Here is a 23,117-nt window from a genome sequence, read left to right on the forward strand (position 1 = left end):
CCGCAGCCGCGGAATCAGGGGACCACACATGACAGGGTTCGAGCACCAGATCGTCGTGATCACCGGTGCGGGCAGCGGCATCGGACGCGCGGTGGCGCAACGTTTCGCGCGTAAGAGGGCCATGGTCGTGGTCGCCGATGTCGACAAGGCGTGCGCGGTGCGGACCGTGGAGTCCATCGAGGCGTTCGGCGGTGACGCGACGCCGTACGCGGTCGATGTGGCCGATGCGATCGCCATGGAATCCTTCGCCGAGGATGTCCGGACCGAATTCGGCACACCCCGGGTACTGGTCAACAGTGCCGGATACACCACGGCCGGACCATTTCTGGAGCACACCCTCGAGGAGTGGGAGCGGCTGCTCGGGGTGAACGTCTGGGGACTGGTGCACGGCTGCACCCACTTCGGCAGGCAGATGGTGGAATCCGGGCGCGGCGGGCGCATCATCAATGTCACCTCGGTGGCGGCCTTCACCCCGATTCCGCTCAGCGCCCCGTACTGCGCCACCCGTGCCGCGGCCCAAATGCTCACCGAGGGACTGCGATTGGAGTTCGCGGGCACCGGCGTGGGCGTCACGGCGGTCTGCCCGGCTCCGGAGCCGACCGAGGACATCGCGCGCACCATCGTCCGGGTGGCCGCCCGCAATCCGGCGGTGGTGCCGACGCCCTTCGAGGCGCGGGCGCAATATCTGGGCAGCCGGGTCTCGCCCGACGGTGCGCGCCTGGCCGCGCGAATCGGCAAGCGGGACAGTACGACCGGGCTGCGCTCCCGATTCGTCCGCCGTGCGGTGCTGTCCCGCATCGACGACTATCTGGCGCGCAAGCTGGAGCCCTAGCGACGTGACGCCGCTCCTTGCGGTGCGCGGCCTCGCACGGCGTCACCGGCGCGCACGGCGGCCGTGACGGTGGCGCGGACGCTGCGCATCCGGTAGATCTGCCAGAGTCCGAAGAGCGCGGCGAGACCGGCTGGAATCAGCATCAGGGTCGAGGTGGTGAGCAGCGCGGCCCAGTGCGGCATCCAGTTCGCCAGCAGTTCGGTGAGGAACCGGACGAAGTAGACGATGCCGTAGGCGGCCGCGACGACGGCGAAACCCAATGCGGCCAAGGCGATTACGCCGCGCGCCAACTCGGCGAGCGCGAACTTGCCGGCGCGATACAGTGTGGGCCCGGCCCAGGCGGTGAATTCAGCGAGCAGCAGCCGCGGGATCCGCTCGGGTTCGCTCGGTCGCGCCGCGATCGCTGTGCGGTAACTGGTTTGGTCGCCCGCCATCTGCGGCCCCCTCGGATCAGCATCCTCATCGGCGACCGCCGGCCGCCCGAACTGTCGCATCCTAACACGGTCGGCTAGATTGTCTCAGACGGCGAATTTCCCTCAGGAGGGTGAACGGAATGGCCAAAGTGCTCTCGGCCCGGACGACCACGGCGCGGCTGCCGCTACTACCGCGCCCCTGGACCGCGGACGATATTCCCGACCTGACCGGTAAGACCGCGGTGGTCACCGGCGCGAACAGCGGACTCGGCCTGCGCACCGCCGAGGCCCTGGCCGCCAAGGGCGCGCAGGTGATCATGGCCTGCCGCAATGAACTCAAGGCCGCCACCGCGCTGGAATCGGTGGCCGCCGCCGCGACGGGCCCGAAACCCGAAGTGCTGCCGCTGGATCTGGCCGATCTGACCTCGATCCGCCGCGCCGCCGACCACCTCGACGTGCGCGAGGGCGCCATCGACATCCTGGTGAACAATGCCGGGGTCATGGCATTGCCGCGCAATGTCCGCACCGCCGAGGGTTTCGACGCGCAGTTCGGCACCAATCATCTGGGTCACTACGCGCTCACCGGATTGTTGCTCCCCGCACTGCTGCGCGCGCCCGCACCGCGCGTGGTGACGGTGTCCTCCATCGCGGCCTGGGGCGGGGTCATCAATTGGCCGGACCCCAATTGGCGTGTGGTGTATATGCGCTGGCTCGCGTACAGCCAATCCAAACTCGCCAATCTGCTCTTCACCGCCGAACTGGACCGGCGTGCCCGCGGTACCGCGCTGACCGCCGTGGCCGCCCATCCGGGTCTGTCCGCCACCAATCTCTACGACTCCGGCGCGGAGAAGGGCGTATCGGCCCGGCTCGCCGCGCTCCAGCAGCAGGCGCTGGTCGCCATGGCGCAGTCCGATCGCATGGGCGCGCTGCCCCAGCTCTACGCCGCCACCATGCCGGGCCTGCCCGGTAATGCCTACCTCGGTCCCGGTCTGGAGACCTTCGGGTATCCGCGCCGCACGCTGCGGAATCCGCTCGCCTACAGCCGAACCCAGGCCCGCGCGCTCTGGCGACTGAGCGAGAAGTTGACCGGCGTCACCTACCCCTGGCCCGCCTGACCACGGCTCACCGCATTGGGCGGCCGCCACGAGATCATTCGACCACCCGGCGCGCTCCATCCCGCCGTGCGAGAATTCGGCTGCTGTTTCCCGGCTTACCCCCGAAAATGCGTGAGGAGATGCTTGTGAGCTCGAGGTTGTGGTTGGGTGTGCCCGTCGCGGTCATGGCGGTGGCACCGGTGTTCGCGGTGGCCGCCCCCGCGCAGGCGAGTCCGCACGGACCAGGTGTGGCATATGAATATTCGTGCACGGGACAGGACTACGCGGGCGCGACATTGCCGACGGTGACGGTCAGCGCGCGCCAGGGTGTGCGGGCGGCCAAGGGGCAGGCGCAGACCTCATGGCGCGGCGTGGCGAAGTTCTCGACCATCGAGTGCACGCCGCTCTGATGCGTGATTCCCGGACTGCGGGGAGTCCGGACCGCCGTGCTCAGATGGCGCGGCGGTGATTGAGATAGGCGAAAGACCCCAGGCCGAGCGGGATTTGGAACCAGAAGGTCAGCAGGCGGAAGCCCAGTGCCGCGCCGACCGCGACCCCGCCGGTCAGGCCCGCGATGGCGGTCAGGCCCGCGGCCAGGGTCACCTCCTTGGCGGCCACGCCGCTGGGGGAGGGCAGTAGCGGCGCGAGCGCGACCGTCACCAGCTGCACCACGAAGGTGTCCGCGAAACTGAGATTCGCGCCCACCGCGTGCAGCACCGCCCACAGCGCGACCACCATGAGCAGCGGCTGCGCCAGGGCGCAGAGCCACAGCAGCGCGGCCCGGCGCGGGCGCAAGGCGGTGGCGGCCACCGACTTCCAGGCGAATTCGGCATCGGTGCGCCCGGTGCGGGCGCGATGCAGCAGTCCGTGCCAGCCGCCGCGGCCCGTGAGCCAGCGGCGCAGCGCGATGGTCGCGACAATGCCCAGCGCACCGGTGACGAGCCCCGCGATGCCGACGATCAGCGTTGTATGCCAGGCGTTTCCGGTCGCGCCGTGCCACCAGGCGGCGGTGCGCGCGCCCAGGTCATGCCAGGGCGGCTGCCCCTTGGTGCGGTCGATCAGGCTGGGGGTGGCCAGTATCGCCACGATCACCAGCGGTATGCGCACCACCAGTGCGGCGAAACCGAACAGGGTCATCGAGGCGACGGCGGCGCTGTGGCTCAAGCCCTCGCGGCGCAGGAAGCGCAGCCGGATGAGCAGTGAGGCCGCCGGGATGAGCCCGATGGCGGGCACCGCGAGTTGCAGCGCGAACAACCGGGCCGAAGAGGGTTGTGCGGGAATCGAACCGCGCAGCATCCACACCGAGGTGGGCCAGAGTCCGAGCGTGGCGACCAGCGCCACCGCCAGCCAGCGCGGATCGGCGGCGAGCAGCGCGCGCATACCCGCGGCGACCGTCTCGTGCTGCCAGAGCGCGGCGGCGACGACCACCACCGCGCAGATAACGGTCGGGAGCGCCTTTCTCGCGGTAGCGGGAATGGCCAGAGCCATCGGCTCTCCTCGTGATGTCGACGATGCCGTAATCGTGCTGTGAATCGCAGATCCGATGCTCGACATTAACGCGCCGGAGAAGGGAGCGACCCGCAATCCGGCACATGAGTGGGCACTGCCGGACCGTGCTGATCGTACCGGGTCGCTCCCGGGACACCGGTGATCCTCTGGTGGGGTACGCATCGAAGGATCGTGGGTCGCGCTCAGCCTAAACGTGTCTGGGACAATGTGCAATCAATTGTCAGGCGCCCGCGAGGATTTCGAAGATGCTTCGCCGTGATTGTCTTCTTGGGTTAGGCGAACGGCGGCTGGCTGGATTTCGCGAACTCTCGACCGGCTGTCTCAGACAATGTACTCTGGCGGCAGTGTCCGGCATCGACGCCGGGTGTGTTCATCGTGGAGGAGTCGTTGATGACCGCGCAGACCAGGAACGCCGGAGGCGATCACACCTCGGATTCGGTCACCATAGAATTGCGCGGGCCCGCGAGTCTGCCGCTGCGCATCGCACATCCGCTGTCCTACAACACTCTTCGGCGTGGAGTGAACGGGCTCGTTTGGTTGAGCCGACTGCGGCCGGTGCACGGGCGGACCGCGATTTTCGCACCCGTCGAGCTGGCCGATCCGCTGGCGCGGGTGCTGGTTCCGCCACGCGGTACCCGGCGGCGGGCCGTCGCGTTCGACCGGTTCCGGGCCGAATGGGTGTGGAATGCCAATACCGTTGACCCGCAGCGTGTTCAGGACGCGGCGATCCTCTACTTCCACGGTGGTGTCTTCATCGCGGGCGGGCTCAATTCCCATCGCCGGATCGTGGCGCGCATTGCCCGCGAGAGCGGTATGCCACTGCTGAATGTGGATTACCGGCAGATGCCGTGGGCACACCTGACCGAGACCATCGAGGACGCGGTTCGCGCGTATCAGTATCTGCTCGACGAAGGCTTCGAGCCCGAACGCATTATCTTCGCCGGGGATTCGGCCGGCGGCGGGCTGGCCTTCACCATCGCGCTGGAGGCGCGCAATCGCGGGCTGCCGATCCCGGGTGGCATCGTCGCCATCGCCCCGTGGGCGAATCTGGACTCCACCGATAAGCTCACGCACCCGAATAATGCGATCGACCCGTTGCTTTCGGCCGAGGCGCTGGCGATTCCGGCCGCCTGGGGTATCGCGGTGGACGGCAAACTGGATCCGATGCTGTCACCGGTGAATCGGGATTTCACCGGACTGCCACCGGTGCTCATCCAGGTCGGTTCCACCGAGGTATTGCGCGCCGATGCCGATCAACTCGCGCAATGCTGTGCCGAGGCGGGCGTGGAATGCCGGGTTCAAGTGTGGGACAAAGCTATTCACGTATTCCACGCGGCCGCCGATATTCTCCCCGACGCCCGCGCCGCGATTCGCGAGATCGGCGAATTCAATCAGCGCGTCGTACACGGTGAGGTATCCGCCTGGCTCGCCCCGCGACCGCGCCTGCGCGATCGGATATTTCGACGGCGTATGGCTACATAACGGTCGTCTTGTTCGCCGCACCTGGCGCACTCGCCCGATCCGGGTAGGCTCGCGGACAAGGGATTCGGAGGCAAATCCATGACACCGCAGGATCTGTTGCGCGAACTCGAACCGGTGGCGGAAGACAATCTGAACCGGCACCTATCGGTGGCCAAGCCGTGGCATCCGCACGATTTCGTGCCGTGGGACGAAGGCCGCAATTTCGCCGCCATGGGCGGAATCGATTGGGATCCCGAACAATCCAAGTTGAGCCCGCTCGCGCGCGCCGCCATGGTCACCAACCTGCTCACCGAGGACAATCTGCCCTCCTACCACCGGTTGATCTCCGATTCCTTCTCCCGCGACCGCGCCTGGCGCACCTGGGTGGACCGCTGGACCGCCGAGGAGAACCGGCACGGCATCGCCATTCGCGACTATCTGGTCGTCACCCGCGGCGTCGACCCCGTCGCCCTGGAGAACGCTCGCATGATCTGCATGGGTCAGGGCGTCGACGACCCCACCGGCACCGGTGACCACAGCGTGCTGCCCGGCGTCGCCTACGTGACCTTCCAAGAGCTGGCCACCCGGGTCTCGCATCGCAATACCGGCAAGGTGTGCGATGACCCGATCGCCGATCGCCTGCTCGCGCGCATCGCCACCGATGAGAACCTGCACATGGTCTTCTACCGCAATATCTGCGCCGCGGCCCTGGACCTGGTCCCCGACGACGCCCTCGAAGCCATCTCGGCGGTCATCCTGAACTTCAAAATGCCCGGCGCGGGCATGCCCGATTTCCGCCGCAACAGCGTCCTGCTCGCCAAACACGGCATCTACGACCTCCGCCAGCACCTGGACGAGGTACTCCTCCCCGTCCTACGCAAATGGAACATCTTCGACCGCACCGACTTCACCCCGCGCGGCGACCGCATCCGCGACGACCTGGCCGCCTACCTCGACCAACTGGCCAAGGACGTCCTCCGCTTCGAAGAACAACGCGACCGCTCCCTGGCCCGCGAAGCCGCCCGCCGCGCCCGCGAATCCGTTTGACGGAGCCGGGCCTGTGGAGAGCGAAATGGTTATCCACAGAATCGGTTTCGTATGTCCGCGTGCGCCGTTCGAGTCCTATCGTTGAGCTTCGACGAAGGGGAATTCATGGGGGATCTGTTGCGCGCCGACCTGGACGCGCTGCGCACCATGGCAGCCGCGGTCCGCGTGGAAGCCGAGACCATCGCCGCGATCGATCCGGTGGACTTGATCGCGAAAGTCGGCCCGGCCATGCCGAATTCCGAAATCGGCGCGGCAGCGGCCGGAGCGGCTGCGCCGATCGCGGCCGCGCTGCGTGAACTCGCCGAACGGCTCACCGCGCTATCAGGCGTGGTCGAGCACGGCGTGAAGTCCTACGAGGAGGTGGACGCCGCGCTCGGCTCCCAACTCGACAGCTATATGCGCGGATCGTCCTGACTCTCATCGGCGAGTAGATACCGGTGGTGCTCGGAGGGCCACGTTCGGCGGGAGACGTGTGGCCCGCGCCCGCTGCTCGATATGCGATTTTCCGTTCGGCTCGAGTACACCGATAGGTGCTGTGGCGCAGGCCAGATGTGGATTGCGGTCAGGGCAGGGCGGGCCGCTTGTCGGCATATCGGTTGCCAGGCTGCGCTCGCGTCGCGATCGCGCGGGTCGATGTCGGATAGCGCTGTGGCGGTGAGGAGGGGAGGGACTTGGTCCGAGCCACGATGTCGCAGGTACGGGGTTGGCAGCCGGATGCTGCCGGGGTGGCGAGTGATGCCGTGGTCGAGGCGAATCTGCGGTTCGTCACGGCCATGCGCGAGGTCGGGCGACAAGTTGATACGGCAGTGCTCGGGTGGCGGGGTGCGGCCGCCACCGCCGGGGAGCTGCGCGCGCTCGGGGCGCAGCTGACAGCGAATCATATCGGTGCGGCCATCGCCGATATCGCCGATGCGCTCGCCGACGCCGCCGCGCTCGCGCATGTCTGCGCGCTGGTTCACGAGATCGAGAGCGATGCCGTCGCCAACGGGTGCACAGTGGACGAGGACGGACGCGTCATCGCGCCGAAGGCCGATACCGGTAATGCCGCTTTGGATCTCGTATTGCAGGCGTGCTTCGAGGTGAAGGCGGCGGCGCTGCACGCTCGGCTGACTCCGTTGCTCGATCTGGCGGGGGAGACCGATGGTCGGGTCGGGGCTCGGCTCGCCGCCGCGGTGTCGGCTGTGGCCGCGCTGGGCACCGATCCGCAGGGCGGGCCGATGGATGAGCGGGTACGGTCGATCCTCGACGGCAACGCCTTCCTGCCCGATGATCCGAAAGCCCTTGCGGAGCTGTGGGATTCACTCTCACCCGCTGACCAGGACGCGCTGTTCGCGTTCGATCCGCTGATCGGGAATCGGGACGGGCTGCCCGCGGTGGCGCGCGATTTCTACAACCGCGTCGATCTGGACCGATTGCGCACCGCCGCGACGGCCGAACTGAGCGCACTCGACGCCCTGCATCCGGGCTGGGCCGACCGCACGAATCTGCCCGATACGGCCCATGACTGGCACGTGCTGTGGCGCTGGGAGGAGCAACGGCAGCTGATCCGCGCCCGGCTCGCGGACTACACGGCGGTGACCGTCGCCGCCGCCCACACCGAATCCGGTGGCCCGCCGAGGTTTCTACTCGGCGTGGACACTCGCGGACAGGGCGCGATAGCCCTGAACAATCCCGACGCCGCGAGCAATATCGCGACCTTCGTGCCCGGCACCGCGTCACCGCTGTCGGGTATCGGCACGGGGGTGGGCCGGGCGCGAGCGCTGCTCGAGGCGGCGGGCCGAGCCGATAGGTCAGCGCGCACCTCGGTCATCGCCTGGTACGGCTATGCCGCGCCGCCCGTACTCGGCAGCGCGCTCGATGACGGCTATGCCGAGGACGGTGCGCCCGCGCTGGATCAATTCGAGAACGGCTTGCGTGTGACGCATGCCGCGATACCGTCCAATAACACCGTTGTCGGGCACAGCTACGGCAGTACGTTAATTGGTGTGGCGGCCAGTCACGGCAATTCCATCGCGGCCGACAATCTGATCTTCGTGGGCAGTCCGGGCGTGGAAGTCGATCGCGCCGTCGAATTGCGTTTGGACGGCATCGATCCCGCGCACAATCGCGCGCACGTCTTCGCCACGGCCGATCCGGCCGACCCGATCCCGAAACTCGGGCATTTCATCCATGGCGCCGATCCGACCGATCCCGATTTCGGCGCAACGGTTTTCGGCTCCTCGGGTGCGACGCTCGACCTGCCGCTACTGAGCGAACTCCCTATCGATCCCTGGGCGCACGGCAACTATTGGGATACCGCGAATCCGGCATTGCGCACGCAGGGCGAAATCATTGCGGGCCGCTATCGCCCCTGATCGCCGATGACCGCAAACACCGTCGCGCGGAGTGCGCAAATGGGTTGCGGGTGCATAGCGGAGGTGCGAGTAAAGCATGAATTGGCCAGCTGACCAACTTGGTTTGAAACGGTTGGGTTCATGCTAGGGTTCCCGGCAGTACAGGCGGGAAATCGGAGACAAATGCGCACCGAGGACATCAACAGGAAGTTCAAACTGCATGACGAGCGCAGGCTTGCCGCGCAACTTCCGGAGCAGTTGCAGGGTCTTGATGTGGTCGGTTTTGTCAGGGTCGACGAGTTTCCGGCAGAGTTGCTGAACTCCTTCGGGGAGTTCGCCGCGGCCACCGTCGAGCCGTTCACCCGGATCTACCGCAATGCCCAGCCCAATCGCATCGACGCCTGGTTGCTGGAGTTGCTGCGCCTGGGCCGAATCGGCGACCGCTTCTTCCTGCGCACCGGACTCGAGTACTTCCCCTGGGCGGATTGCCGGGTACTGGACCACCGCTGGCTGGAATCGCTGCGCCGGGTGATCGGCCCGAATCAGGGCTTCATCTCCCAGGACAAGACCTCGGCCGCGATGACCATCGGCGCACAGTACGAAATGCTGGGCTTCCTGCGTCCGGTCCCGCCCCCGGAGGCGATCGCGCCGAGCGCCACCGAGCAGACCGTTCTGCTCTCGGCCGTTCCCGAACGACCCGCCGACCTCGAAACCACCATGCTCATCTCGCGGGTGGAGACCTCCGCGCCGACCGAGCGCATGACTCGCGAGCCGGTTCGCCCGGCCGAGGACGTATCCGCGCCCAGCGAACAGTTCTGATTCCGCGCGATTCGGCGTGCGCGTCCGGGGGTGAGTCGCGGCCGAACCGCGTTCGGCCCCACACCGTGGTTCTGGTACCAGCGGATCGCCGAATCGAAGGTGCCGGACTATGTGGACATTTCACGGCCTGCCCGTGCACGTACTGCTCGTGCACGGCATTGTCGTCCTGGTACCGCTGACCGCGGTGCTGTTGATCGTATGCGGGGTGTGGCCCGCGGCCAGGAGGCGTTTCATCTGGCCGACCGCCGCGCTCGCGGTACTGGTGACGGCGTTGACGCCGTTGACCATCGAAGCGGGGGAGTGGCTGCAGCAGCGGCTCGGTTCACCACCGCTGATCGATCAGCACGCGCACTTGGGCGGGCAGATGCTGTATTTCGTTGTCCCCCTGCTGATTACCGCGGCACTGCTGGTGCTGGTGCAGGTGCGCGAGGGACGGGGCAAACCGCTGGGGCGAGCGCTGCTCGTCCTCGTGGCGGTGCTCACGGTGGCGGCCGGATCGGCGGCCATGGTGCAGACCTATCGGGTCGGCGACTCGGGAGCTCGCGCGGTGTGGTCCGGCGTCGGAAGTTGAATCCGTCGCATCCGAGATTGTCGTGACCCGGCGCCCGGTCTGCGGGCGGGCGCCGGGTCACGGCAACCCGGCACGGTCAGACCTTGCGGATGACCGTGACGACTTTGCCGAGAATCTGGGCGTCATTGCCCGGAATCGGCTCGAACAGCGGGTTGTGCGGCATCAGCAACACCTGGGAACCGGTGCGCTTGAAGGTCTTCACGGTGGCCTCGCCGTCGATCATGGCGGCGACGATATCGCCGTTATCGGCCACGTTCTGCTGGCGCACGACCACCCAGTCGCCATCGCAGATGGCGGCTTCGATCATGGACTGGCCGACGACCTTCAGCAGGAACAGCGAACCCTCACCGACCAATTCGCGCGGCAGCGGGAACACATCCTCCACCGCCTGCTCGGCCAGTATCGGACCACCGGCCGCGATCCGGCCCAGTACCGGCACATAGGTGGGGATCGGGTGATCGCCCGTGCCGTCCGATTCGGTGGTGACCGAACGCAACTGCGCCACACCGGAACTGGCGCGCAACGCCGTCTCGTCCAGCCCGCGCACGTCTACCGCCCGGGGTCTGTTCGGGTCGCGGCGCAGATAGCCCTTGCGTTCCAGGGCGCGTAGCTGATGCGCCACCGAGGAGGTCGAAGTGAGGCCGACGGCGTCACCGATCTCCCGAATGCTGGGGGGATAACCGCGGTCGCTCACCGAGCTTCGGATGACCTCTAGCACCTTGCGCTGGCGGACGGTGAGATCCGTCCCCGTGCCGGATGTTTCGGCTCCATCCCCGATCTGGTCGGCTGGACCGTTGTCACCCTCCACAGCGCCGTGTTCGCTCACCGCCGCAGTCCTCCGTTCACCGCTGTGTCTCACCGGAATTGGCCTCCGAGGCGGCTCGCGCCGCACGTCCGGAGATCTCGTGCCTCGACTGTAGACCGAGACTCGCGGCTGATCAAACATCTGTTCGACGCATGTCGCGCGAATACGCGACATTGTCGGTCGAACGTGGTAGAAATTCGAACATCAGTTCTTCGAACACATGAGCGAGTCAACCGTCCAGAGTCATACGGCAGGTCAACCCGGGAGGTTTCTTCGATGCGCACTGTGATCAGCGAATTAGACACCGTCGGAAGCGATTTCGGCTTCGACAGCATCCCCTGGGAGCTGCGCGCCGCGCGGGCCCCCGAGCGCGTCGACGCCGAGGTGTGGCAGCCCGCGGCGGACCGGCGGCCCTGCCGCGCCCGGGTGCAGCCCGTCGGCCGCGCCCATGCGCGCGTCGGCCGCCCGCATATCGTGACGCGCCGTCCCGTCGGCCATTCCCGCGGTATGCATCCGCTCAATCGCGTCCAGCGCGCGCAGATCGGTTTCGCCGCGCTCGCCCTCACCGCCCTGATGACCGCGATGGCGGTCGTCGGCTTGATCGCCCTCGCGCAATTGCGCGCCGGCGAATTCGGTTCGCAGACGGCCTCGGTCGTCGATGTGGCGCCCGCGCCCGCGCACTGATCCGATGCGCCACCGCGCTCCGAATCCGGCCTGCACCACAGGGGATGGCGGTGCAGTCGCCGTGAGATTGCGAGCGCGGTCGCCCCGCGATAGCCAGCCGCCCGCCGGGCGGCTGCCCCGTATTCGATAGGGAAGCCCGGCCAGTCGGTGTGGCCGGAAATGCAGATTGAAAACTGAAACGCGTTGCTACGGTGCCCCAGATGTGACACAGGCTACAGTCGCGCCGGCCCCGGGTGGACCGGCGTGTATCGCAAGGGGACACCATGGCGCAGGGCACCGCCCGCACGCGGGCAGGCGTGCACGCACCACACCGGCCGGACTCCGAATCCGCACGAGCCCAACGGTATTCACGCACGTCGGATCTCGTTCGAGCGTCCCTCGGCGCCCGAGCAGGGCACCCGGGTGACCATGGTCGAGGCGAGTACGGGCATCGAGTTGATGCGATCGGCCGCGTCGATCGTGCGGGGCGGATCGTTGCGGGCGGTCGAGCCGATTCGGTGGGCAATGCCGATGGAGATATGCGAATCGCGCATGACATGCACGCTCGTCGGGCGGCCGGGCCGATCGTCAGGGCCGGTTCACGTCGCCCGGGTGTGCTGTTGGCCGCGCTGATCGCGCTGGTCTTCGGGTTCGTCGCGGTTCCGGCGCACGCCGAATCCGCCTACGCCGCATATCTGGATCTGCCGTCCGTCAACGGGGACGGTGCGGGCGGGGGCGGGTTGAATCCCGCGTTGCCGCTCGATCCGGAGGAATTGCGCGGTGCGCTCGATCAGGCTCGCGCCGCCGGTGTCGCGCCGCAGCGGTATGCGACTCTGCTGCATCAGTATTGGCTGACGGTCGCCACCCGCAATGCCGATATCGACCTGGGCGCTTGGGATCCCGCGCGCGGCGTGCCCGCGAACTCGCGAACCTTCGTGCAGGTGTACGTGAATTACCTGCGGCTCAATAACGAGCATCCGGACTTCTACTGGGTCGGGCTGGCCGGGCTGGCGGGCGGATCGTTCGCCTCCGGCTTCTTCGATATGGGCGATGTGGCCAATATCGTGAGTGTCCCGGGCGTGCATCAGCTCGGTGGCGCGGTAGCAGATCTGCTGCGCGGCACGCCCGCCGAACTGCTGAATCCGCTGCCCGCCGATATCAAGACGCTCGGCACCGAGGGTGAGCGGCTCACCGCCGAGGATCTGATCTGGTACCAGACCCGGCTGATGATCATGCAGAAGCACATCTTCATTGACCAGGTGCCCATGCACGAGGCCTACGCCGCCGCGGGCCTGGCCGGGGTCGAGGAGATGTACCGCGCGGGCGTGCTGGACGAGAACGCCGTCACCGCCTGGCGTGAGATCGACCACGGTGACGCGGCCGGTCTGGCCGATGCCGCCCTGCGCATGACCGATCGCGAACAGAACCAGATCATCGCCGATCAATGGGATGTCACCTCGTCCGGGCGCGGTGTGATGGGCCGGGTCATGACCTATGTGAGCACCGTCGCGGGCAAGGCCGCCGTACCCGGCGTACTTGCCCCGGGTGTGTTCGCGCCCACCACCGTCACCGCGGGCGGTATGTCCCTGCGCACCCCGCTGCCCAACTTCAACTGGGCCGATCGCGACACGCGCTGGAACTACATCACCCACGACCTGCTGCCGCGCTATCTGGAGCTCTCCGCGAACCAGTCCATCGCGAGACCCATTCTGGCGGAACCGTTTACGGATAAACTCGCATCCGGCCGACTGCTCCGCAGGCTCCCGGATCTGCTCGGGGATCTCACCGCGCAATGGCAGCTGACCACCTGATTGCGGCCGCTCACCCGGGCGGACGCACGCCGACTTCGCCGGTCCGGGTATCCTCGAGGTTGCTGAGGAGCCCAGGCCCCGACGAAGGATCCCCCGGATGCATTGCCCGTACTGTCGCCACCCAGACTCGAGGGTGGTCGACTCGCGTGAGGCCGAAGAAGGCAGCGCCATCAGAAGGCGACGTGCCTGTCCGGAGTGTGGGCGCAGGTTCTCCACGGTCGAAACCGCGATCCTGTCGGTGGTCAAGCGCAGCGGCGTGAGCGAACCGTTCAGCCGCGAGAAGGTGGTGCGCGGTGTGCGCCGCGCATGCCAGGGCCGCGAGGTCGATGACGACGCTCTCAACCTGCTCGCCCAGCAGGTCGAGGATGCGGTGCGCGCCAAGGGCTCTCCCGAGGTGCCTAGTCACGAGGTCGGCCTGGCCATCCTCGGCCCGCTGCGCGATCTCGACGAGGTCGCCTACCTCCGCTTCGCCTCGGTGTACCGATCCTTCAGTTCCGCCGAGGATTTCGAGCAGGAGATCGCCTCGCTCCGCAAACACCGCGCCGAACACGCGGTGGGCGCGACCGCCTCCGACTGACGGATAACCCCTCCGCCGCCAAACGAATTCGGTTGGATATCGTCCGCGCCCGCGCGAACCGCCGCACGTGGTTCCGGTGAGCGCCCGGATACTCCACGGCGTCGGTCAGCGCTTGGCCGGGGGCCGCCGGGCGGCGTCGATCGCTTTCTCGATGCGTTTGGTGGAGACGGCGTAGGGGGTGCCGAGCTGCTGGGCGAAGAGACTGACGCGGAGTTCCTCGATCATCCACCAGATTTCGAGGATGTCCCGGCCATTGCGACGGCCTTCGGGAAGCAGTTCCAGCAGGCGATCGTAGGCGGCGTGGACGCGGTCCAACTCGGCCATGCCCGCGCGGTCGCGATTGGCCGAGGCGGGGAGTGCTTCCAGACGCAGCCGGGCGGCTTCCAGATAGCGGGGCAGTTCGCGCAAACGCGTAGTGCCCCATTCGGAGACGAAGCCGCGGAAGACCAGATCGTCGAGTTGATGGGTGACGTCCTGGGCGGCTTCGCGGTCGCGGGTGTCGGCCAGCGCCGCACGCACCCGATGCGCCTCCGCCAGCACCGGGACCACCAACCGCACTGTCTGGGCGACGGTTCCGGTGAAGTTCGGGCGCACCTTGTCCACCAGTGCCTTGAACTGTTCGGGGCTGCGCACCGGACCGCCGTGCTTGGCGATCAGTTCATCGGCGGCGCAGGCTCGGCAGTCCTCCAGCAGTCCGTCCAGTGAACCGTACGGATTCTGGCTCAGCGCAAGGCGATCGGTGGGCGGCAATGCCGCAGTCACCGACCGCGCCGAGGTGGGCAGCGCGTTGAGCAGCAGCGTACGGGTACCGGTGCGCATGGCCGCGGCCTGCTCATTGGGTGAGCTGAGCACCCGCACCGCGACGCCGTCACCCTCGGAAACCAGTGCGGGATAACCGGTAATGGTCTGCCCGCCGACCTGACGGCGCACCGTCGGCTCCAGCGTGCCGAGCGATTCGGAGGTCCATACCGCGGCCGGTGCGCGCTCGGCGGCGGCGGTCGCCCGCGCCACCGATTTCGACACCTGCGGTGCGAGACGGGTTTTCAGCGCCGCGAGACTCTTGTCACGATCGACGATGGTGCCCGCGCCGTCGGTAGCGGCGAAGGTCACGCGCAGATGATCGGGTAGCGCCGCCGGATCGATATCGGCGGGCGCGATGGTGGCCGACCCCAGCCGGGACAGCTCGCGTGCCAGCCCGGTGCGCAGCGGTTCCGCGCGCGGAGTCAGCGCCGCCAGTGCGGCATTCGCGAAATCGGGTGCGGGCACGACCAGTCGGCGCAGCTGTTTGGGCAGGGTCTTGATGAGCGCGGTGGCGAGCTCCTCGCGCATACCCGGCACCAGCCAGTCGAAGCCGACCGCGCGCACATGTGCCAGCTGCGGCACCGGAATGTGCACCGTCACACCGTCATCGGCATTGCCGGGCTCGAATTGATAGGTGAGCGGGAAGATCAGCTCACCCTGCCGCCAGCTGTCCGGGTACGCGGTCGGATCCAGCAGTGCCGCATCCTCGTTGACCACGGTCGAGGCGGTGAAATCCAGCAGTGCCGGATCTTGCCGCTGCGCCTTGCGCCACCAGCTGTCGAAATGCCGCACCGACACCACATCGGCCGGAATGCGGCCGTCATAGAAATCGAACAGCACCTGATCGTCGACCAGGATGTCGCGCCGCCGCACCCGATGCTCCAAATCGGCCACATCGTCGAGCAATTCGCGATTCCGCTCGAAGAACTCGTGCCGCGTCTGCCATTCGCCCTGCACCAGTGCGTGCCGGATGAACAGCTCGCGCGAGAGCTCCGGATCGATGCGCCCGAAATCCACCCGCCGCTGCGTGACCAGCGGAATCCCGTACAGCGTCACCCGCTCGTAGGCCAGCGCCGCGCCCCGCTTGGACGACCAATGCGGTTCGGAGTAGGTGCGTTTCACCAACTCCCCGGCGAGCCGCTCGGCCCATTCGGGTTCGATCCGAGCCGCCGTCCGCCCCCACAGCCGCGACGTCTCCACCAGCTCGGCCGCCATCACCCAGCGCGGTGCCTTCTTCGCCAGCGACGACCCCGGGAAAATCATGAACTTGGCATTGCGCGCGCCCAGGAACTCCCGGCTCTCGGCCTCCCGCACCCCGATATGCGACAGCATGCCCGCCAGCAACGCCTGATGAATCGACGTCACATCCCACGGCATGGCCTCATCCGCCGCGGCCGCCTGCGCCGCCAGCCGAATGGAGCGGTCGCCCCTGCCCGAGTTCGCGGAATTCTCCGCTCCCGCAGCCTTGTTCGCGGTGGTGCGTCCGCCGCCGCGGCGGTTCCTGCGGCCGCTCTCGGGGCGTCCGCCGTCGGACTGTTCGGTGTCGTCACCGGAACGCTGTGCACCGCTTGCGGATTGGTCGCCATCGGTGGACCAGCCGAGGCCGCGGGTGATGGTGCGGAGCTGACCGTGCAGGTCCTGCCATTCGCGGATGCGCAGGTAGTGCAGGAATTCGTCGCGGCACATGCGGCGGAACTGATTGGAGGACAGCGATTTACGCTGCTCGCCCAGGTAGTCCCAGAGCTTGAGGTAGGCCAGGAAGTCCGAGCCGTCCACATTGAAGCGGGCGTGTTTGGTGTCGGCGGCCTGCTGGAATTCCACCGGGCGCTCGCGCACATCCTGAATCGACAGCGCGGCGACGATGATCAGCACTTCGGCCAGACACCCGGTGCGGTTGGCCTCGACCAGCATGCGCGCCATGCGCGGATCCACCGGCAGCTGCGCCATTTCCCGGCCGATGGGTGTGAGAACCAGTCCGGCGTCCGGTATTTCGGCCCGGTCGGCGTCCTCGGTGCGCCGGGCGAGCGCGCCCAACTCCTCGAGCAATGCGATGCCATCGCGAATCGCGCGATTGTCGGGGGCCTCCACGAACGGGAAGCTCTCGATATCGCCGAGCCCGAGCGCGGTCATCTGCAGGATGACCGCGGCCAGATTCGTGCGCAGGATCTCGGGTTCGGTGAACTGCGGGCGCGATTCGAAATCGTCCTCGGAGTACAGCCGGATCGCGATGCCGTCCGCCACACGACCGCAACGCCCCGAGCGCTGCCGCGCCGACGCCTGCGAAATCGGCTCGATGGGCAGCCGCTGCACCTTGGTGCGCATGGAGTACCGCGAAATACGCGCGGTACCGGGATCGACCACATAGCGAATCCCCGGCACGGTCAGCGAGGTCTCGGCGACATTGGTCGCCAGCACCACGCGCCGCCCGGCATGCGAACTGAACACCTTGTGCTGTTCGGCCGCCGACAGCCGCGCGTACAGCGGCAGAATCTCGGTGCGCGGCAATCGCATATCGCGCAGCGTGTCCGCGGTATCGCGGATCTCGCGCTCACCGGACAGGAACACCAGAATGTCCCCGTCACCCTCGGCGAGCAGTTCGCGCACCGCGTCCCCGATGGCATCGGTGGGATCGCGATCCACCACCCGCGTGTCCTCGTCATCGGGATCATCCGAGGTGAGCGGAACCTCCAGCGAGAGCGGCTGATACCGGATCTCCACCGGGAAGGACCGCCCCGACACCTCCACAATCGGTGCGGGCGATCCCTTCTCATCGCTGAAGTGCCGCGCGAACAGTTCCGGATCGATGGTGGCCGAGGTGATGATGAGCTTGAGATCCGGCCGCTTGGGCAGCAGTTGCTTCAGATATCCCATCAGGAAGTCGATATTGAGCGACCGCTCATGCGCCTCATCGATAATGATGGTGTCGTAGCGGCGAAGTAGCCGATCCCGTTGGATCTCGGCAAGCAGAATACCGTCGGTCATGAGCTTGACCAGCGTGCGATCCGACGCCTGATCGGTGAAGCGGACGGTATAGCCGACCACATCACCCAGTTCACCGCCGAGTTCCTCGGCAATGCGCTCGGCCACGGTGCGCGCGGCCAGTCGTCGTGGCTGGGTGTGCCCGATGGTGCCGCGCACGCCCCGCCCGAGTTCCAGGCAGATCTTCGGGATCTGGGTGGTCTTACCCGAGCCGGTCTCACCGGCCACGATCACGACCTGATGCTCGGCGATGGCCTCGGCGATATCGTCGCGGCGCGCGGACACCGGCAGCTGTTCCGGGTACCGGATCTCGGGCACGGCGGCGCGGCGGGCGTCGACGCGGCGCTGAGCGGCGTCGATATCGGTTTCGAGTTGAGTGAGGTCACCGCCGCGGACCTGGTCGAGACGCCGACGCAACCGATGTTCGTCGCGGATCGAGAGGTCGGCCAGGCGGGAACGCAGCTCGCGAGAAGTGGCGGCAGTCCTGGTCATTGCACCGTCAAGCGTAGCGAAGTCATTGCCCGGACCGCTCGGCGCGGTGGCGCATTTCGCTGAGGGGTGATTGCCCTATGTGTGCTGTATCGGCGTATCGTCCGCGTTTCCGGACCATCGCATGCGACCATCGGGCAATGAACACCACAGCTGGGACGCCTTTGTGGATTCGAGGGTTGCGGTTCGCCTTCGGTGTGCTCGCCCTGGTCGCCCTGCTGGACGGACCGCTGCGCAATATCCACACCGCCGGGTATTCGTACGCGAACTACTTCAGCTACTTCACCATTCAGTCCAATCTGCTGGCCATGGTGGTGCTGCTGGTCGGGGCCGTGCGCGATCCGGGCGACCGGCGCTGGCAGCTGCTGCGCTGCGGAGCCGTGCTGTACATGGTGATCACCGGCATCATCTACGCGCTGCTGCTGTCGAATATCGATGTGCAGATGGAAGGCCAGTGGACCAATTCGGTCCTGCACCGCATCATCCCGATCGTGATGCTGGCCGATTGGCTGCTGGTGGTCGCGCCCGCGGTGAAGCTGACGGTCCGCATGATTGGCGGACTGCTCATCTATCCGCTGCTGTACGGCGTGTACACGCTGATTCGCGGGCCGATCGTGGACTGGTACCCGTACCCGTTCATCGATCCGCGCGGCCCCGGCTACCTGGAGCTGGCGGGCAAGCTGGTGCTGCTGGCGATCGTCTTCGCCTTCCTGGCCGCCTCGGTGCTCGCGCTGAACGGTATGGTCGCCCGCTTCTGGCGCGAAAGCCGCACGCACATCAGCTGATTCAGAGTTCGCGCGTCATGAATACGCTGTGCGGATCGTCGGTGTAGTCCGCGAACGGCCCGCAGTGTTCGAACCCGTGGCGTTCGTACAGCCGCACCGCCGGCGCGTAGAAATCCCCGGATCCGGTCTCCAGGCTCAGTCGCGTATATCCGCGCGCCCGGGCCTGTTCCATGATGTGCCGCAGCAGCAGCGAGGCCACTCCGCGCCCGCGAAATGCCGTGGTCATGCGCATGGATTTGATCTCCGCGAATCCGGGATCGTGCTCCTTGAGCGCCCCGCACCCGGCGAGTTCATCGCCCTCCCAGACCGACCAGAAGGTGATGTCGGGCTTGCGCAGCGCGGCCACGTCCAGCGCGTGCATGCTGTCCTCTGGGGAGTTCTCCAGCATCTCGGCCACGTGGTCTTCCAGTAGCCCGATCACCTCGGATCCGGACAGATCGTCCACCACAATGCGCATGCCTCCAGGCTATCGATACCGGTTGGTCGGCAGGACCGGGCCGGTGACCGCCGGGAAATTCGCTGGCCAGTGCGATGGACCCGGTTCTAACCTCGGAGTTCGTTCGAATCCGGGAAAGGGATCGATGGAAGCGACTGTCACGGTGACCCCGGATCAGTTGCCGGAGTTGCTGCTGCACGTCGCGGTGGTGCGGCCGGTATTCCTGTGGGGTGCGCCCGGAATCGGGAAGAGTTCGCTGGTGCGGGCATTCGCCGATTCGCTTGGACTGGAGTGCGTCACCCTGCTCGGCACCCAGCTCGCACCGGAGGATCTCATCGGGGTGCCGCAGATCGTCGACGATCGCAGCCGTTTCGCGCCGCCGGAGATGATCGCCCGCGACCAGCCGTACTGCCTATTCCTCGACGAGTTGAACGCCGCGCCCGCCGAGGTGCGGAAATCCTTCTACTCGCTGATTCTCGATAGCCGCGTCGGCAATTACGAACTGCCCGCCGGATCGGTGGTGATCGGGGCCGGTAACCGCGCCACCGATAACGCGCTGGCCCGGCCCATGGCCTCGGCGCTGGTGAATCGCATGGTGCACGTACACCTGCGCGCCGATGTCGACGACTGGCTGAAGTGGGCCGCGCACAACGATATTCACCCCTGGGTGGTGGAGTACCTGACCCAGCGACCCGATCATCTGTGGGCCACCCCGCCCAAGACCGAGCAGCCGTTCTCCACCCCGCGCGGCTGGCATATGCTCTCGGATGCGTTGCACTCCTACGGAAATGGGATCGAGGACACCGCGCTGTGGGTGCTGTCCTCCGGAACCCTCACCACCGCACACGCTTCCGGGTTCCGCGCGTTCGTAAAGACGGTGCGGCACGCGTTCGATCTGGAAGCGGTCATCAAGGGTGATGCGGGCTGGCCGCGTGAGCCCGCGGATCGCGATCTGCTGTTCTTCCTGTCCGAGGCGTTTCGCGCCCGCCTGATCAAGGAGCTGCCGGAATCGCGGGAGCACGCCTCGGCGGGGCTGAAACGCTTTGTGCTGCGGGCGAAGAGCATGCTCACCGAGCTCGCGGAGATCTCCGTGGAATGCGCACAGCTGGTGATCGCCGCCGATGACGACGGCGTGCCGGTGCTGCCGACCTGGTTCCTGATCGAGGTCACGCGAGATCTGCCGCGACTGGCGGCGCGGCGGTAGTCGATGGCGGGACGATCAACGCGCAAGCGGCACAGGGGAGTGGACCCCTGGCACGAGAAGATGCTGGCCGGGTGGGCGCTGGTGTGCGAGAACCCGTTGTTCCGCTGGGCGCGGCGAGGAGTGTACGAGGCGCAGGCGGAGTTGCCGCCGCAGACGTGGGCGGTGATATCCGCCTACGGCACAATCTTCTTCAATCCGAAACGGCGGGCCGAACCGGAGGAGTGGGCTTGGCATTTCGCACATCTGCTGCTGCACTTGGGTTTCGGGCACACCGATCCGCGTGACAAGCCCGCGCGCATGCTGGAGGAGAACCTCCTCGCCGATAGCTGGATCTACGAACCGCACCATCCGCATCCGGTGTATCGCGCGGCGTGCTGCGCGGCGGTGGATCAGTACCTGCTGACCCTCAAGATCGGTCGTGCACCGGCGGACCTGCCGCCCTTCCCCGGCGGTTCCGATGAGCTCGCGCTGGCCGAACGCTGGTGGCCCACCGGGGTTCCCGAGCGCTACCGCCAGCCGGACTTCCCCGACTTCTTCATCAGCACCGCCGCGAGCGCCAAGCACTACGACCACGGCAGGCAGTTCGCGATCGGGATCAGCGAGGCCGCGCGGGCTGCCCTGGATATCGCCGGTAGCGATGTCACACGCGGGAAGCAGCAGGTGTTGCGGCCGTGGGATCGCGCGCTGAACTGGTTCGTCTCCTCCTACCCGTTGCTCGGTGCGCTCGCCGCCGGAATGAAGATCGTCGCCGAGGCGGAAGTGGCTCGCGGCTGGGATATTTCGATCGCGGCGGTGAACGCCGAGGCCGCTGAGATCTATGTCAATCCGTTCGCCGCGCTCACCGATGAGGAGTGGAAATTCGTTCTCGCGCACGAAATGCTGCATGCCGCACTGCGACACGGTGAGCGGGCGGCCTGGCGGGATCACTATCTGTTCAATATCGCCTGCGATTACGTGGTCAACGGCTGGCTGGTGGAAATGGGCGTGGGGGAGCTGCCCGAGGGGCTGCTCTATGACCCGGAGCTGAAAGGTCTTTCGGCGGAACAGATCTACGACCGCATCGCGGGAGACCTGCGCCGCATGCGCCGCCTGGCGACCCTGCGCGGGCGCGGGCAGGGCGATATCTTCGGCGAACCGCTGCCGCACGGCGGCACTCCCGGCCGATACGTGGATCTGGATCAGTACTACCGGGGCGCGCTCGCCAACGGTTTGGCCTACCACCTGTCCAGCGGGCGTGGTCTGCTGCCCGCCGGTCTGGAGCAGGAGATCCGCGCGTTGGATCAGCCGCCGCTTCCGTGGGATGCCCAATTGGCGCAGTGGTTCGACGAATTCGTCCCCGCCGTCGAGAAGCGCCGCAGCTATGCCCGTGCCTCCCGCCGCCAGTCCTCGACCCCCGATATCCCGCGCCCGGCGTGGATGCGCCCGGAGGAATCGGTCCGGCTGCCTACCTTCGGCGTTGTCCTGGACACCTCGGGCTCCATGTCCGCCACCCTCATGGGCAAGGGCCTGGGCGCGATCGCCGCCTATGCCCGCGCCCGCGATGTTCCGCGCGCTCGGGTCATCTACTGCGACGCGGCCGCCCATGATGCCGGTTACCTGCCGGTGGATGACATCGCCTCGCGAGTTCGCGTGCGCGGCCGTGGCGGCACGATATTGCAGCCCGGCATCCGCCTGCTCGAACGTGCCGAGGACTTCCCCTCCGAGGCCCCGGTTCTGGTCATCACCGACGGCATGTGCGATGTACTCCGCGTCCGCACCGAACACGCCTATCTGATCCCCGCGGGCGCTTCCCTCCCGTTCCGCCCGCGAGGTCCGGTCTTCCGCATGAGCTGAGCTCGAACGGCAATCTTGTACACGGTGCCGGTAAGCGCCGCACCGATCGCCGCGCCGGACGCGTTCATGAGGACATCGTCCACCGAGGAAACGCGGCCGAGGTCGAGCGCGTACTGCGCGATTTCCAGCAGCGCCGAAAGCGCCGCACCGACCAGGAACATGCGCCCGACCCCCGCGAAGCGAGGCAGCCGCAGCGGCAGCAGCAACCCCAGCGGCAAGAAGACGATCATGTTCGCCCCGACCTGAACCACCGCCTGTTCGGGTCCGTCACCCAGCGTGTCGAAAAGATCACGCAACGGCAGCAGGCTGACACCGCGCTCTCCACCGGTCGGCGTCAGAATCATCCAGATCCACGGCACCGTCCCGACGAGAATTCCCGCCTCCGCCAACGTATTCCGCAACGCGACCGCCCGCGGCTGCCCCCGCCGCAACCACAACACCACCCGAATCCCGGCCACCAGCACCGGAACCGCGAGCGCCCACACCGTGAGCACCCCACCCCACATCTCCCACACCTGCCGCATAACCCCCACGCTAGCGATCGGTTCAGAGGTGCCCGTGGGGAAAATGTGAGGATTTTGTGCGAGTGGCACCCGCCACGAACGGGGAAGGGCGTGCCGGGATGGGGAGGGGATGAGTTGCCCGGCGGAGAGTC

22 protein-coding genes are annotated in these 23,117 nt (G+C 67.2%); 15 read left to right on the forward strand and 7 right to left on the reverse strand.

From position 1 onward, the window contains the following. Window positions 1-28: 28 nt before the first annotated feature. Window positions 29-832: an SDR family NAD(P)-dependent oxidoreductase gene (locus tag AB0L82_RS05320; protein ID WP_364631341.1), complete on the forward strand. Its 804-nt coding sequence runs from the start codon at window positions 29-31 to the stop codon at window positions 830-832. On the opposite strand, the gene AB0L82_RS05325 is transcribed toward AB0L82_RS05320, so the two are convergent. Continuing rightward, window positions 829-1,266 (reverse strand): phage holin family protein, encoded by a 438-nt coding sequence (locus tag AB0L82_RS05325; protein WP_364631344.1) that lies wholly within the window; start codon window positions 1,264-1,266, stop codon window positions 829-831. The two genes, AB0L82_RS05320 and AB0L82_RS05325, sit on opposite strands and share 4 nt — an antisense overlap. A 119-nt stretch (window positions 1,267-1,385) precedes the next feature. On the opposite strand from AB0L82_RS05325, the gene AB0L82_RS05330 reads away from it, so the two are divergent. After that, window positions 1,386-2,360, forward strand: coding sequence for an oxidoreductase (locus AB0L82_RS05330; RefSeq protein WP_364631346.1), 975 nt, complete (start codon window positions 1,386-1,388; stop codon window positions 2,358-2,360). Between the two features lie 125 nt (window positions 2,361-2,485). Further along, window positions 2,486-2,749, forward strand: a complete 264-nt coding sequence (locus tag AB0L82_RS05335) for a hypothetical protein (protein ID WP_364631348.1) — start codon at window positions 2,486-2,488, stop codon at window positions 2,747-2,749. 40 nt (window positions 2,750-2,789) lie between these two features. Here AB0L82_RS05335 and AB0L82_RS05340 read toward each other — a convergent pair whose 3' ends face one another. Continuing rightward, window positions 2,790-3,827, reverse strand: coding sequence for a lysylphosphatidylglycerol synthase domain-containing protein (locus tag AB0L82_RS05340; protein WP_364631351.1), 1,038 nt, complete (start codon window positions 3,825-3,827; stop codon window positions 2,790-2,792). Between the two features lie 411 nt (window positions 3,828-4,238). Between AB0L82_RS05340 and AB0L82_RS05345 the strand changes: the two genes are divergently transcribed. The 6 genes from AB0L82_RS05345 (at window position 4,239) to AB0L82_RS05370 (ending at window position 10,079) form a co-directional block, all read left to right on the forward strand. Then, a complete protein-coding gene (locus AB0L82_RS05345) occupies window positions 4,239-5,330 on the forward strand; it encodes an alpha/beta hydrolase (protein WP_364631353.1) in 1,092 nt (363 codons plus the stop codon). A gap of 78 nt (window positions 5,331-5,408) precedes the next feature. Next, entirely contained in the window at window positions 5,409-6,356 is a 948-nt protein-coding gene (locus AB0L82_RS05350; RefSeq protein WP_364631355.1) for an acyl-ACP desaturase, read from the forward strand. Window positions 6,357-6,437: 81 nt separating this feature from the next. Beyond that, entirely contained in the window at window positions 6,438-6,770 is a 333-nt protein-coding gene (locus AB0L82_RS05355; protein WP_364631358.1) for a hypothetical protein, read from the forward strand. Window positions 6,771-7,081: 311 nt separating this feature from the next. Further along, window positions 7,082-8,710 carry an alpha/beta hydrolase gene (locus tag AB0L82_RS05360; protein WP_364631361.1) on the forward strand — a complete coding sequence of 543 codons (1,629 nt, stop codon included), beginning with the start codon at window positions 7,082-7,084 and terminating at the stop codon, window positions 8,708-8,710. Window positions 8,711-8,872: 162 nt separating this feature from the next. Then, complete coding sequence (locus AB0L82_RS05365; protein ID WP_364631363.1) at window positions 8,873-9,508, forward strand: hypothetical protein; 636 nt, start codon at window positions 8,873-8,875, stop codon at window positions 9,506-9,508. A gap of 109 nt (window positions 9,509-9,617) precedes the next feature. Beyond that, window positions 9,618-10,079, forward strand: coding sequence for a DUF2231 domain-containing protein (locus AB0L82_RS05370; RefSeq protein WP_364631366.1), 462 nt, complete (start codon window positions 9,618-9,620; stop codon window positions 10,077-10,079). A 76-nt stretch (window positions 10,080-10,155) separates the two neighbouring features. Here AB0L82_RS05370 and lexA read toward each other — a convergent pair whose 3' ends face one another. Continuing rightward, window positions 10,156-10,857 (reverse strand): transcriptional repressor LexA, encoded by a 702-nt coding sequence (lexA, locus tag AB0L82_RS05375; RefSeq protein WP_364632796.1) that lies wholly within the window; start codon window positions 10,855-10,857, stop codon window positions 10,156-10,158. A 303-nt stretch (window positions 10,858-11,160) separates the two neighbouring features. Here lexA and AB0L82_RS05380 point away from each other — a divergent pair, with 303 nt between their 5' ends. Next, window positions 11,161-11,568 (forward strand): hypothetical protein, encoded by a 408-nt coding sequence (locus tag AB0L82_RS05380; protein ID WP_364631369.1) that lies wholly within the window; start codon window positions 11,161-11,163, stop codon window positions 11,566-11,568. A gap of 347 nt (window positions 11,569-11,915) precedes the next feature. On the opposite strand, the gene AB0L82_RS05385 is transcribed toward AB0L82_RS05380, so the two are convergent. Further along, on the reverse strand, window positions 11,916-12,101 hold the full coding sequence (locus tag AB0L82_RS05385) for a hypothetical protein (protein ID WP_364631372.1): 186 nt from the start codon (window positions 12,099-12,101) through the stop codon (window positions 11,916-11,918). A 3-nt stretch (window positions 12,102-12,104) separates the two neighbouring features. Here AB0L82_RS05385 and AB0L82_RS05390 point away from each other — a divergent pair, with 3 nt between their 5' ends. Together AB0L82_RS05390 and nrdR are read left to right on the forward strand one after the other, a co-directional pair. Next, on the forward strand, window positions 12,105-13,358 hold the full coding sequence (locus AB0L82_RS05390) for a hypothetical protein (RefSeq protein WP_364631375.1): 1,254 nt from the start codon (window positions 12,105-12,107) through the stop codon (window positions 13,356-13,358). A gap of 97 nt (window positions 13,359-13,455) precedes the next feature. Further along, a complete protein-coding gene (gene nrdR / locus AB0L82_RS05395) occupies window positions 13,456-13,935 on the forward strand; it encodes a transcriptional regulator NrdR (RefSeq protein WP_364631378.1) in 480 nt (159 codons plus the stop codon). A 105-nt stretch (window positions 13,936-14,040) separates the two neighbouring features. On the opposite strand, the gene hrpA is transcribed toward nrdR, so the two are convergent. Then, the gene (gene hrpA / locus AB0L82_RS05400) at window positions 14,041-18,207 is read right to left on the reverse strand and encodes an ATP-dependent RNA helicase HrpA (RefSeq protein WP_364631380.1); all 4,167 of its coding nucleotides are present in this window, start codon (window positions 18,205-18,207) and stop codon (window positions 14,041-14,043) included. Between the two features lie 137 nt (window positions 18,208-18,344). Between hrpA and AB0L82_RS05405 the strand changes: the two genes are divergently transcribed. After that, window positions 18,345-18,989: a Pr6Pr family membrane protein gene (locus AB0L82_RS05405; protein WP_364631382.1), complete on the forward strand. Its 645-nt coding sequence runs from the start codon at window positions 18,345-18,347 to the stop codon at window positions 18,987-18,989. A gap of 1 nt (window position 18,990) precedes the next feature. Here the strand turns inward: AB0L82_RS05405 and AB0L82_RS05410 are convergent, their stop codons facing one another. Continuing rightward, window positions 18,991-19,446: a GNAT family N-acetyltransferase gene (locus tag AB0L82_RS05410; RefSeq protein WP_364631385.1), complete on the reverse strand. Its 456-nt coding sequence runs from the start codon at window positions 19,444-19,446 to the stop codon at window positions 18,991-18,993. Between the two features lie 124 nt (window positions 19,447-19,570). On the opposite strand from AB0L82_RS05410, the gene AB0L82_RS05415 reads away from it, so the two are divergent. Together AB0L82_RS05415 and AB0L82_RS05420 are read left to right on the forward strand one after the other, a co-directional pair. Continuing rightward, complete coding sequence (locus AB0L82_RS05415) at window positions 19,571-20,629, forward strand: MoxR family ATPase (RefSeq protein ID WP_364631388.1); 1,059 nt, start codon at window positions 19,571-19,573, stop codon at window positions 20,627-20,629. A 3-nt stretch (window positions 20,630-20,632) separates the two neighbouring features. Further along, a complete protein-coding gene (locus AB0L82_RS05420; RefSeq protein ID WP_364631391.1) occupies window positions 20,633-22,462 on the forward strand; it encodes a hypothetical protein in 1,830 nt (609 codons plus the stop codon). Here the strand turns inward: AB0L82_RS05420 and AB0L82_RS05425 are convergent. Next, window positions 22,396-22,986 (reverse strand): VanZ family protein, encoded by a 591-nt coding sequence (locus tag AB0L82_RS05425; RefSeq protein WP_364631394.1) that lies wholly within the window; start codon window positions 22,984-22,986, stop codon window positions 22,396-22,398. The genes AB0L82_RS05420 and AB0L82_RS05425 overlap by 67 nt on opposite strands. Between the last annotated feature and the right edge of the window lie 131 nt (window positions 22,987-23,117).

The organism is Nocardia sp. NPDC052001, from assembly GCF_040680615.1.
GTDB lineage: Bacteria > Actinomycetota > Actinomycetes > Mycobacteriales > Mycobacteriaceae > Nocardia.